Origin of the sequence: Paenisporosarcina sp. TG20 (assembly GCF_000286315.1) — a bacterium.
Lineage (GTDB): Bacteria > Bacillota > Bacilli > Bacillales_A > Planococcaceae > Paenisporosarcina.
The window spans coordinates 1-11,455 of the sequence record NZ_ALJG01000226.1; the positions used below are offsets into that span (position 1 = coordinate 1).

Consider the following 11,455-nt stretch of genomic DNA (forward strand, 5'->3'; position numbering starts at 1 on the left):
TTGGGTGAGACCCCGCAGTGGAGTAGTAATGGAACAAAGGCTACGGACGCCACATCATGTGGCAACGCCTTCGTGACCAACATCCTGTTGGCCTGACGAGGCTCTCCGCCCGCCCCGTGGAAAGCGTCCGCCTGGAGCGCAAATCAGCGGTATCATACTAGAAACTACTCCTAAAAACACCATGAATACTGGATTCATGGCTCACTAAATTTATATGCTTTCTTATTTTGTAAAAAAACGGCCTCAATTTGAGACCGCCACTGAATGAATTACATATAAATGATAAAGAATAATACTGCTGCTAATACCAATCGATAAATCGCAAATGGTGTTAGCTTTACACGATCAATTAATTTTAAGAAGAACTTAATAGAAATGAGTGCAAAGACAAAAGCACTTACAAATCCAACGATATAAAACGATAGATGATCCGGTTCAACATACTCCCAATTTTTTAACAGGGACAAGAAACTAGCACCGAACATAATTGGTACAGCCATGATGAACGTGAAATCAGCAGCTGTCCGGTGATTCATTCCGAGTAGTACACCACCTGAAATGGTCGCACCTGAACGTGAAAATCCTGGCCATAAAGAAAAACATTGTACAAGCCCAACAGAGAAAGCTTGTTTATATGTAATCTGGTCTAATGTTTTCGTTTTTGGTACTTTCGGTCCGAGTTTATCAGCCGCAATCATTAAAAAGGCTCCAATAACTAATCCAATTAACACTGTGTCAATAGAAAACAGATGCTCATCAATATAATCTTCAAACAATAAGCCCAACACACCAGCTGGAATTAATCCAACGATGACATGTGATAATTTTAACTGTGAACCTGGTTTTGACTCTTTTAATTGATATAACCCAACTAGACTGAATAAACGTTTCCAAAAAACCACTACAACCGCCATAATTGATCCTAATTGAATCACAATTTTAAAGGTATTTGCTGAGTATTTACCTAGAAATTCAGATGTTTTTAACCACATATCATCAACAATAATCAAATGTCCGGTAGAAGAAATGGGAGCAAACTCCGTCATCCCTTCCACGAATCCTAATATTAACGCCTTAAACAACTCAAATAATTCCATAATATCTCCCTATGCTCTTTTTTTTCGGAATTGAATATACCACCAAATAGCAGCGAGTCCTACCAGCACTATAAGAACGTAAGCAATATTTGAATAAACGTCCATGACGCCAACAATAGACTCCCAGTTATCTCCAACTGCTGCTCCAACCGATACTAAAGCAGTGTTCCAAATGAGCGTTCCTACTGTCGTGAATAACAAAAATAATCCAAATTTCATATTCGACATCCCTGCAGGAATCGAAATTAAACTACGAATTAAAGGAATTAAGCGACAAAATAATACCGTCCAAATGCCGTACTTATCAAACCATGCATCTGCTTTGTAAATATCTTTTCTCGTTAAACGTAAAACACGTCCATAGCGATCGACGATTTTCTCTAAGCGTTTCACGTCTAACTGCAAGCCTATTCCATAAAGGATAATGGCCCCTACTACAGAACCAGCGGTCGATATCAAAATAACACCTATTGGCGTCATGGATGTTTGCGTCGTCATATAGCCACCAAACGTCAAAATGACTTCAGATGGAATAGGCGGAAAGATATTTTCAAGCATGATGAGTAAAAATATACCTATGTAACCGTACTGGCCCATGATATCAGTAATCCAGTTTTCCATACTCAATCTCCACCTTCTGTCAAACAACTTTACTCTTCTTGATCTATATCTTCCTTAGAAAACTTTACAGTAATGGACCAAATCTCCGAACGCGAACCTAACCGAATTGGAGGTCCCCAAAAACCAAATCCTGAAGAAACAAAAGTATGCATTGCCCCTTTAAGTTTATATCCATAATCCAGTTCAAACAAGCGACCCGTAAATAAATGATTCGGCCACATCTGCCCACGGTGCGTATGACCTGACACATGCACATCAACTTTTAGCTCTGATGGAGTCTTTAAATCAAATGGCGTATGATCCATCACAAACCAAGGTAACTCTTCATTATCCGGCTTTAAACTCGCCAAAGACTTGCGCTTTCCATTCGTCGCATCTTCTCTTCCTGATACATAGAACGCCTTGTCGATAAGAATAGTTTCATCTAACAACATCCGGACACCAGCCTTCCTCATTTCTTCGACCAAAAGAGGAATTTTGCGTCCATAATATTCATGATTTCCGACTACCCCATAAACACCATATGTCGATTTCAACTGCTTCATGACCTCAGACATCCCATCTGCGACAAACCAAATCGGATCATCATCGACCAAATCCCCTGCAAGAAGAACAACGTCAGGCTGCTCTAAATTAGACAAATCCACAAAACGCTGCAAATGCTTTTTGTTTGAAAGAAGACCTAAGTGGAAATCAGAAGCGACTACAATCTTTAACTCGCGATGGGAACCAGAATCTTTGTCCACATAAATTGTTTTATGGCGAACAACTGGAGAAAATGCCATATATGTTCCTGCAATAAAAATAATCAAAAAAATAGCCATTACTACGTTTCCAACCACAAAAATTGTTTGCTGAGATGGCAACAATAAGTAAATAATTGTTGTTATTGGAAACAAAATCACTCCATATTGCATGACGATGAACCAGTAAGAGCCCATCATACTAAAGTGTTTTAGTTTATGACTGATTTTGCCAATGATGTATCCAAATGAAATGGCGAACCAAATAAGGCTAAACAACACAAAATGAATTGGCAAGTTCCATGTTTGAAGCCATTGAAAAGTGTTATAGCCTAAATAAAAGACGATTAGTGCATAAATTGTGAGAATTAAAGTACCAATGGTGATTCTTTTCATTTTTTAATTCACCTTTACTTCGAGAGTACGGTCATAGCGAATTGTAAATGCCACTTCCACTTCAGATTTTGCTGGCACCGCTACAACGATTCGAATGTCCCCGTTTTTACGTATCCATTCATGGGTTGACTCGATTACATCGAAATAACCGTAACTAGTACTATGGTTAATAACGAGATCAATTGCCTGCTCTTTTTGGTTACGTATTTGATAGACTACTTCTTCATATTCAAAACCGTCTTTCTTGTATTCAGCAACAAAGTCACTTTCAACTGTAATATCGAAGGCTTCTCCTGATTGTATACGGACGATTTCACCAACAGCCGTGTGAGAAATATTGTCTTCTCCAATAAACTCTGACGAACCATCTATTACATTTTCTTTGTATAGTTTGAATCGCCCTTTTGGAAGCGGGATACCTAACTCGTTGGCCGCACTATTTTCAAATGTAAAATAGACATTTGGATGATCGCTATACGAATCTACTTCATAGACCATTTTTGATTTTATTTGATAAGCAGAAAGAAGTTGAAGTTGTTTTTGTTGATGATCTTTTATAGTGACTTTTTCAGGCATGGTGTATAAATGATAATCAGCAAATGCTTGATGTTCTGGTTCTATTTGATAGGTTTCTTCTTGTATATAAGCCACACTTTTTTGAATATGTCTTGGTACGCGGTGGACTGTTCCAGCCATTAGTTTTAGCTTCGCGTCTCGATACGTCATGCCTGAGTTGTTGGTTAACGTAACCCATCCTGTCAAATCAAAATCATTTTCCCTAACTTGTGCCACATAATCTACATCCCAACTGAGTCCTCGTGTTAAATACGTCACGCGAGCATCTTCAGCAGTTTGTTGTCGAATACGCCATACAAGTGTGGGGTTTAAAATGAGACCATCAGGTAAATCAGGTAATCGGGTCTCCCCTTCTGCATCTAGAACAATTTCGTGTGTCACAAGATCTTCGAGTACTAAACCATTTTGCGCACTTAATAAGCGATATGCCTTTTCTACACCCGTTTCTTTATCAACAAGCTTAATTTTACGTCCTACATACTTTTCTAGCAACTTAAATTTATCCACTAAATCATATTCATAGTTAAGTTCAGCAACTTGTAAGCCTTTAACCTGTAGAGAATTTGGTTCAATTAATTGTGGTACGTCTAAATAATGTATGAGGTGATCATCGGAAAGTGGAGGAATCGTTCGGACTTCTTGTATCAACGCAAATCCGTCATTGTAAACAGTCAACGCTAAGTCTTTGGTTAAAATAGAAGGCATCATAGTTGGCATAGAGAAATCCCCCTCAGTTTTTAGAAAGTATTATCATGTTATGTATTATAACTCATCTTGATACGTGGTTTCAAAAAGCAGAAAATAAACGGCGACAGACGTAGACACAAATGCTCTCCAATTTGTGGCTACGCCTGAACACGTGGTGGTAGTTTCGTTAAAGACTCCAACCAGCTATTCCTCTCGCGGAACACCCTAAAGAATGCAGAAAATAAACGGCGACAGACGTTGTCACAAATGCTCTCCAATTTGTGACTACGCCTGAACCCGTGGGGGTAGTTTCGTTAAAGAGTCCAGCCAGCTATTCCTCTCGCGGAACACCCTAAAGAACTCAGATGTCTCCATTTTCTATAATCCCATCCTCTTCGCAACAATCACTTTCATGATTTCATTGCTACCTGCGTAGATTGACGCGACTGGAATATCGCGGTAGCGCCTTGCAATCTTGTATTCTTCCATATATCCATAACCACCGTGTAATTGCATGCATTCACCCGAAATTTTCTTTGCCGTCTCAGTTAACCAATATTTAGCCATTGATACTTTTGAGACGATTTCCTTTCCATCCAGATGATCTTCAATCAATGATTCCAAGAAAGAGTGGCCAAGTTCAATTTCAGTGGACATCTCCACTAGTTTGAATTGAGTGTTTTGGAACGCAGCAATTGGTTTGCCGAATGCCTTACGAGATTTCACATAGTCTAGCGTCATCTCAACCATATCTTCAGAAGCAGTTTGTGCTGATATGGCAACCATTAAACGCTCTTGTTGAAGTTTCTCCATTAAATACGTAAAGCCTTTTCCTTCCTCGCCTATTAAGTTGTTTACAGGTACAAGGCAATCTTCGAAAAAGAGTTCAGCTGTATCTTGTGCATGTAAACCGACTTTATTCAATTTACGGCCACGTGTAAATCCAGTCATTCCTTCTTCTATCATAAGAAGGCTAATCCCTCGATGTTTAGGTTCTATTTGTGTATCTGTTTTTACGACTACTAGTATCAAGTCACCATTTATCCCATTAGTAATAAAGGTTTTTGATCCATTGACAACATAATGGTCACCTTTTTTCACTGCAGTTGTTTGTATCGCAGCCAAATCGGACCCAGCTCCTGGCTCTGTCATGGCAATCGCTGTTATATGATCTCCAGTTACACAGCCAGGTAACCAGCGAGCTTTTTGTTCATCTGATCCATACGCTTCGATATATGGAACCACGATATCATTGTGTAGTCCAACACCTGTTAGGCTTGCTCCTACACGCTCTAGTTCTTCACCTATAATCACTGCGTAACGGAAATCAGTCTCTAATCCGCCATAAGCCTCCTCGACTTGAGGACATAAATACCCCATTTCTCCAAGCTTTTTCCAAAATGTTTTTGGTATCAAGCGGTCTTCTTCCCACTTTTCATATTGTGGAACTGCTTCTTTTTCTAGATATTTTCGAAGGGACTTGCGGAACATCACATGTTCATCTGTTTCAAAGCGATATTTACCCATCAAAATTCCTCCTTATTTTGGTTGCATCCGTATTGCACCATCTAAACGGATGACTTCACCGTTTAACATTGGATTAATTAAAATACTATCTACTAATTGGGCGTATTCACTTGGTTTTCCTAAGCGATTTGGAAAAGGTACTGAGCTTGCAAGAGCCGTCCGTGCTGGCTCTGGTAAACCTGCGAAAAGAGGTGTTTCAATAAGTCCAGGAGCAATAGCCATAACACGGATTCCATCTCTTGCAAATTCACGAGCAATCGGCAAAGTCATCCCGACGACCCCACCTTTTGAAGCACTGTATGCAACTTGACCTATTTGCCCTTCAAAAGCTGCGACTGATGCGGTATTAATGATGACCCCTCGTTCCCCATCGTCGTTTGGTTCATTTTTCAGCATAGCGTATGCTGCAACGCGTAAAACGTTAAACGTACCAATTAAGTTCACTTGTATGACTTGTTCAAATCGTTCAAGTGCTAATGGTCCTTTTTGAGAAACCACTTTTCCGGGCGTTGCAATTCCTGCACAACTCACTAAAACATTTATTTTGCCAAAATGTTGGACTGTTTGAGCCACATGTTCTTCGACTTGTTGAGCATTGGTAACATTAGATTGATAGTAAACCACTGCATCTTGTCCTAGTTCTTCTACCAGTGCCTCTCCACGCGTTTCATTCAAGTCAAAAATAGCCACTTTCCCGCCTTTTGCAACTATACTTCGAGTCGTGGCTTCTCCCAGACCAGATGCTCCACCTGTGACAATGGCAATTACTTCAGATGCTTTCATACTAGTTTCCTCCTATTCTGTTATTCTCTCAATAATCGTTGCGTTAGCCATGCCCATTCCTTCACAAATTGCAAGGAGTCCATAGCGTCCTTGTGTTCGTTCGAGTTCGTGTAACAATGTAACAAATAGTTTCGTACCTGATGCGCCTAGAGGATGACCAAGTGCAATAGCTCCACCATTACGGTTTAATTTTGTTGGGTCAGCTCCTATATCCTTTAACCAAGCAAGTGGAACTGGTGCAAATGCTTCATTTACTTCATAGACATCCATATCTTCTATTGTTAAGTTTGCTTTCTCCAACACTTTTTGCGTGGCTGCAATAGGTCCAGTAAGCATTAATGTTGGGTCAGATCCCACAACAACACGAGCAATTATTCGGGCACGTGGTTTTAAACCTAGTTGTTGTGCTTTTTCTAGGGACATCAAGAGAACCGCTGATGCTCCGTCGCTCATTTGACTTGCATTACCAGCTGTAATTTTACCGTTTTCATCAAATACCGTCTTTAATCCTCCAAGAGTTTCCAGTGAAGTCCCAGCCCTTGGACCTTCATCTACTGAAAATAACTCAGTCGTACCATCTTCTTTTGTCACTTCAATTGGCACAATTTCTTGTTGGAATTTCCCTTCAGCAATCGCTTGAAAGGCGCGTTCATGACTTTGCACAGCAAATGCATCTAAGTCTTCACGAGTTAAGTCCCACTTCATTGCAATTCGTTCCGCAGATAATCCTTGATTAATGATTTCATAGTTGTCTAACAGCTTTTTACTCGGTTTGGCATCCCCCATATTCGACATCATGGGTACACGTGTCATACTTTCGACGCCACCAGCGATTACAATATCCATATCTCCTGAAGCAATAGCTTGTGCGGCAAAGTGTAGCGCTTGTTGACTTGATCCACATTGACGATCAATGGTAGTCCCAGGAACTTTAGTTGGGAAACCTGCGATTAGAGCCGCCGTTCTAGCTATATTGCCCCCTTGTTCACCCACTTGCGATACACAGCCTAAAATAATATCTTCCACATCGCCTTTTTCAATCCCTACGCGATCAATTAATTTTTCTAACAATGTAGCAGCTAATTCATCCGGTCTCGTATATGCAAGCTTTCCTTTTCTACGTCCAACTGCCGTCCGTATTCCTTCTATAATAACGACTTCTTTCATCTTTACACCTCTTTCATAAAAGTTGAATGAATATTCACTCACCTTTAGTTTACCTAACATTTATGTGTTTTGCTACCTTTTCTTAGAATCTTCTAAGTCTGAGGTCTTAGCAAAAAATGCATTCCAAGCCCGTTTGTGGATTACTAATAAGTTGGTACGATAAAGGTACAAATTGAAAGGAGAGACAAACACATGAAAAAATTCGGCTTAATTGTAGTTGGTATAGTTGCAGGGATTGTTGCACTAGTCAACTTAGGATCACTGCTAGGACTTGCGCTATCTGCATTACTGGTTTTTGCAGGTATGCATTTTTATTTAAAAGGAGGATCTACTGTTACTAAAATACTTTGGATAGCCGTTGGAATTATAGGGTTATTAACAGCTATTGCAAACGTGCCTGGTTTCTTCGGAATTCTTGCGATTGTTGGTTTATGGTATGTCGTTCGCAAGTGGAAACAACTGCCGCTTGTCATTTCCACTCAAGCCAACTCACCATCTGCAGATCCATTCACAAATTTCGAAAAACAATGGCAAGAACTAAACAAATAGGAGGAAACACAAATGACAACATTATGGAAACGATTTAAGTACGCATTCGAAGCTGACTTACACACTGTATTTGATAGAAAAGAACAAAAAAACCCAATTGCTATGCTAAATCAATATATCCGCGAAGCTGAAAAACAAACAGAACAAACAGGTAAATGGATAGAGCGTCAAACTCAATTAAAAGTACAACTTGAAAAAGAGCTACAAGAAGCAAAAGAGATGCATGCTAAACGAAGCACCCAAGCGGATCTTGCTAATCAACAAAGCGAAATTGATTTGATTTCTTTTGCGCAAGCTGAGGTATCGGCTTATGCAAACCGTGCCGAAGTGTTACAAAATAGTATCTCTCGTAAAACTGAAGAGTTATTTAATCTCGAACAGAAATATGAAGAAATGAAACACAAAGTAAAAGATATGAAAGTTCGACAACTTCAATTAATGGGTAAAGAAAACATCACGCGTGCTCACCATCAAATAGATCGTGTGCTATCATCTCAGAATCCTGATAAGCATATAATTACTTTTGATGAGATGGAAAAGTATATCGAAAATCTAGGTCAACATATAGAAAAACAACATGATGTATCATCTATGGAGCGTCGTTTAGAAATGCTAGAAAAAAATGAAACACAGAAACAAGAAACCGTGTAAACTATAAGGAAAAGCGGAGAAGACATTCGTCTTCTTCTCTTCCCTAATTTTGAACCCGCTACGACAAAGGAGGAATTGATATGCAACGAATACCATCTGATCGGATTACGTTTTGGCTATTAGCCGCATTGCTACTCGTGTTTGTTGAGGTAATGTTCTTTCATAACGGAAGTGTTTTATTCTTTCTTTTTGGTATCGGGTTAATTTATGTAAGTGTCCGCAGAAAAAGTCGCTTCTTTTTCTGGAGCGGTATTGTTTTTTTAGGAATTTCTCTGATCTCCATGTGGAGTTTACGTTTATTAATTGTTGTTACCATTGTCTATATTTTATTTCGTCTTTGGAAAGGCGATGAAACACAACAAGTCATTGAACCTTTTCTCCCTGATGAAATAGAAACACCTAACACTATCATTCAAAATAAACTCTTTTCAACCCAAAGCACACCTTTTCAAGCATACGAGTGGCAAGACATTCATGTACAAGGCTTTTATGGGAACATAAACATTGATGCGACACAAACTGTATTGCCAAAAGGTACTTCTCTAATATCAGTTCGACAAGGTATTGGGAAAATCCAAATTGCTGTTCCGTATGAAATTCCAGTTCGAATTCATTACACTACTTTCTTCGGTGATGCTAAACTATTTAGTCCTAGTAAAAAACGGTTATGGAATCAATCGATTGTTCTTCAAAATGGTTATACCGAAGCTCATGGTAGCGCATCTTCAGAACTTATCATCGCAGTATCTACCTGGCTTGGGGATGTTGAGGTGATTCGTAAATGAGCAGGTTTATAGGAAGGACTTTCATATTATTTTTACTTCTTGCTACTTTAATAGGTTCATTAATAACTTACCTTTTAGGTTGGCCATCATACGAGACTTGGCTACCTCTTTGGACGATCAAAGAAGCGGATTTACCCATTGCAATTTGGTTAACAATATTGCTAATTGGACTTAGTATGGGCATTGCCTTTTCGATAACACAAGTGGCAAGAAAAAGAGAGCGTGCTATAGGAATCTATTTACAAGCCACTATTGATGCCGACAAACAACATGATAATAATCTGTCAGTACCTTTGGTTTCCTTGAAATTGAAAAAATCACTTAGCGAAGTGACACGCATAATTACGACGCAAAAGAAAAGTTTACAAAGAATGTCAGATGAACGTGCTGAAGGCGAAGATAAACGTATTCAAGAACGCATTATACAAGAACGTCAGCGATTAGCACGGGAACTTCACGACTCCGTGTCTCAGCAATTATTTGCAGCTTCGATGTTGCTATCAGCCATGACGGAAAAACAAGAAAGTGATAATCAGGAAGTACCGAAAACATTGGCACAAGCAGAAAGAATCGTACAACAAGCTCAACTTGAAATGCGAGCTTTACTACTTCACTTACGGCCAGCAGCACTCCACAACAAGACATTAGCACAAGGTCTCGAGGAGTTGTTAATTGAGTTGCAACAAAAAGTTCACTTTACCATTCGCTTCCGGCTAGAAGATATATCCCTTTCAAAAGGAACTGAAGATCACTTATTTCGTATTGCACAAGAAACCTTATCTAATACACTGCGCCACGCAAATGCTAGTGAAGTAGACATTTTATTTATTGAGCGGGATGGACTTGCAATATTCCGGATTCAAGATAACGGTGTTGGCTTTTTGAAAGATGATGGTAATGTAGGTTCTTATGGCTTGCATCATATTCAGGAAAGAGCGATTGAAATGGGAGGCACGAGTAAAATTGTTTCCGTTCCATCACAAGGGACCATTGTAGAAATAAAAGTACCTGTTGAGAAAGAGGTAGACGTAAATGATACGAATCGTACTCGTGGATGATCATGAAATGGTCCGAATAGGCGTGTCAGCTTATTTACAAGCGCAAGAAGACATGGAAGTAATCGGAGAAGCTGTAAATGGGAAAGATGCAGTGGATTTAGTCCTCTCTCTCCGTCCCGATATTGTGTTAATGGATATGGTCATGCCCATTATGAATGGTGCTGAAGCCACAAAAGAAATTATTACACAGTGGCCACAAGCAAAAATCATGATAGTGACAAGTTTTTTAGACGATGACAAAGTATATCCTGCACTCGAGGCCGGTGCTGTCAGTTACGTTTTAAAAACATCTAAAGCCAAACAAATTGCCACTGCAATTCGTGAGACTTTAGACGGTCAAACTGTCTTAGAACCAGAAGTCACTAACAAAATGATGAAACGTATGCGCCAAGGAAATGATCGCCCTCTTCACGAAGACTTGACCGATCGCGAACACGAAATCTTATTGCTCATGGCTAAAGGCCACAGCAACCTTGATATTGCAAATGAACTGTTCATAGCTTTGAAAACAGTCAAAACACATGTTAGTAATATATTATCAAAACTTGATGTACAAGATCGCACACAAGCAGTCGTCTACGCCTTCCAACAAGGACTCGTACCTAAAAATTAAAACAACCACCCTTTTTTATTGAGGCGTTGTGATTGTTTAAAGAAAATAAGGGATCTCTAACCAAAATGCTAATCACTAAAGTACATAGTGGTGATTAGCTTTAGTTGAAAAGGATATTCATGCAGTAGCCCCCTTCAGTTTACGGGGCGATTTCGAATGCAAGACCTGAAGAAAAGAGCCAAGCGTGGCCACGCTTGGCTCT

General features: G+C 39.5%; 12 protein-coding genes. 5 read left to right on the top strand and 7 right to left on the bottom strand.

Features of this window, described 5'->3' with window-relative positions; all coding sequences use genetic code 11:
* Positions 1–269: 269 nt before the first annotated feature.
* From B371_RS0105070 to B371_RS0105100, 7 genes are all read right to left on the bottom strand, one after another.
* Positions 270–1,097, bottom strand: a complete 828-nt coding sequence (locus B371_RS0105070) for an undecaprenyl-diphosphate phosphatase (RefSeq protein WP_019413221.1) — start codon at positions 1,095–1,097, stop codon at positions 270–272.
* A 9-nt stretch (positions 1,098–1,106) separates the two neighbouring features.
* The gene (locus tag B371_RS0105075; RefSeq protein ID WP_019413222.1) at positions 1,107–1,718 is read right to left on the bottom strand and encodes a DedA family protein; all 612 of its coding nucleotides are present in this window, start codon (positions 1,716–1,718) and stop codon (positions 1,107–1,109) included.
* 29 nt (positions 1,719–1,747) lie between these two features.
* On the bottom strand, positions 1,748–2,857 hold the full coding sequence (locus tag B371_RS0105080) for a metallophosphoesterase (protein ID WP_019413223.1): 1,110 nt from the start codon (positions 2,855–2,857) through the stop codon (positions 1,748–1,750).
* A gap of 3 nt (positions 2,858–2,860) precedes the next feature.
* Positions 2,861–4,150: a DUF4139 domain-containing protein gene (locus B371_RS0105085; protein WP_019413224.1), complete on the bottom strand. Its 1,290-nt coding sequence runs from the start codon at positions 4,148–4,150 to the stop codon at positions 2,861–2,863.
* 348 nt (positions 4,151–4,498) lie between these two features.
* The gene (locus B371_RS0105090; protein WP_019413225.1) at positions 4,499–5,647 is read right to left on the bottom strand and encodes an acyl-CoA dehydrogenase family protein; all 1,149 of its coding nucleotides are present in this window, start codon (positions 5,645–5,647) and stop codon (positions 4,499–4,501) included.
* 12 nt (positions 5,648–5,659) lie between these two features.
* On the bottom strand, positions 5,660–6,430 hold the full coding sequence (locus B371_RS0105095) for a 3-hydroxyacyl-CoA dehydrogenase (protein WP_019413226.1): 771 nt from the start codon (positions 6,428–6,430) through the stop codon (positions 5,660–5,662).
* A gap of 12 nt (positions 6,431–6,442) precedes the next feature.
* Positions 6,443–7,597, bottom strand: a complete 1,155-nt coding sequence (locus tag B371_RS0105100) for a thiolase family protein (RefSeq protein ID WP_019413227.1) — start codon at positions 7,595–7,597, stop codon at positions 6,443–6,445.
* A 192-nt stretch (positions 7,598–7,789) separates the two neighbouring features.
* Between B371_RS0105100 and B371_RS0105105 the strand changes: the two genes are divergently transcribed.
* The 5 genes from B371_RS0105105 to B371_RS0105125 all read left to right on the top strand — a co-directional run bounded on the left by B371_RS0105105 (position 7,790) and on the right by B371_RS0105125 (position 11,253).
* A complete protein-coding gene (locus tag B371_RS0105105; RefSeq protein ID WP_019413228.1) occupies positions 7,790–8,146 on the top strand; it encodes a hypothetical protein in 357 nt (118 codons plus the stop codon).
* A 12-nt stretch (positions 8,147–8,158) separates the two neighbouring features.
* A complete protein-coding gene (locus B371_RS0105110) occupies positions 8,159–8,797 on the top strand; it encodes a PspA/IM30 family protein (protein ID WP_019413229.1) in 639 nt (212 codons plus the stop codon).
* Between the two features lie 80 nt (positions 8,798–8,877).
* Positions 8,878–9,582: a cell wall-active antibiotics response protein LiaF gene (liaF, locus tag B371_RS0105115; protein ID WP_019413230.1), complete on the top strand. Its 705-nt coding sequence runs from the start codon at positions 8,878–8,880 to the stop codon at positions 9,580–9,582.
* The gene (locus tag B371_RS0105120; protein ID WP_019413231.1) at positions 9,579–10,640 is read left to right on the top strand and encodes a sensor histidine kinase; all 1,062 of its coding nucleotides are present in this window, start codon (positions 9,579–9,581) and stop codon (positions 10,638–10,640) included. Before liaF ends, B371_RS0105120 begins: the two co-directional genes overlap by 4 nt.
* The gene (locus B371_RS0105125; protein WP_019413232.1) at positions 10,615–11,253 is read left to right on the top strand and encodes a response regulator transcription factor; all 639 of its coding nucleotides are present in this window, start codon (positions 10,615–10,617) and stop codon (positions 11,251–11,253) included. Before B371_RS0105120 ends, B371_RS0105125 begins: the two co-directional genes overlap by 26 nt.
* The last annotated feature ends 202 nt before the right edge of the window (positions 11,254–11,455 follow it).

What these genes read in the sequence shown, in the direction of transcription:
- B371_RS0105120 (WP_019413231.1), top strand. Translation starts at nt 9,579, where the DNA reads ATGAGCAGGTTTATAGGAAGGACTTTCATATTATTTTTACTTCTTGCT.
- B371_RS0105125 (WP_019413232.1), top strand. Translation starts at nt 10,615, where the DNA reads ATGATACGAATCGTACTCGTGGATGATCATGAAATGGTCCGAATAGGC.
- B371_RS0105070 (WP_019413221.1), bottom strand. Translation starts at nt 1,097, where the DNA reads ATGGAATTATTTGAGTTGTTTAAGGCGTTAATATTAGGATTCGTGGAA.
- B371_RS0105075 (WP_019413222.1), bottom strand. Translation starts at nt 1,718, where the DNA reads ATGGAAAACTGGATTACTGATATCATGGGCCAGTACGGTTACATAGGT.
- B371_RS0105105 (WP_019413228.1), top strand. Translation starts at nt 7,790, where the DNA reads ATGAAAAAATTCGGCTTAATTGTAGTTGGTATAGTTGCAGGGATTGTT.
- B371_RS0105080 (WP_019413223.1), bottom strand. Translation starts at nt 2,857, where the DNA reads ATGAAAAGAATCACCATTGGTACTTTAATTCTCACAATTTATGCACTA.
- B371_RS0105110 (WP_019413229.1), top strand. Translation starts at nt 8,159, where the DNA reads ATGACAACATTATGGAAACGATTTAAGTACGCATTCGAAGCTGACTTA.
- B371_RS0105100 (WP_019413227.1), bottom strand. Translation starts at nt 7,597, where the DNA reads ATGAAAGAAGTCGTTATTATAGAAGGAATACGGACGGCAGTTGGACGT.
- B371_RS0105095 (WP_019413226.1), bottom strand. Translation starts at nt 6,430, where the DNA reads ATGAAAGCATCTGAAGTAATTGCCATTGTCACAGGTGGAGCATCTGGT.
- B371_RS0105085 (WP_019413224.1), bottom strand. Translation starts at nt 4,150, where the DNA reads ATGCCAACTATGATGCCTTCTATTTTAACCAAAGACTTAGCGTTGACT.
- B371_RS0105090 (WP_019413225.1), bottom strand. Translation starts at nt 5,647, where the DNA reads ATGGGTAAATATCGCTTTGAAACAGATGAACATGTGATGTTCCGCAAG.
- liaF (WP_019413230.1), top strand. Translation starts at nt 8,878, where the DNA reads ATGCAACGAATACCATCTGATCGGATTACGTTTTGGCTATTAGCCGCA.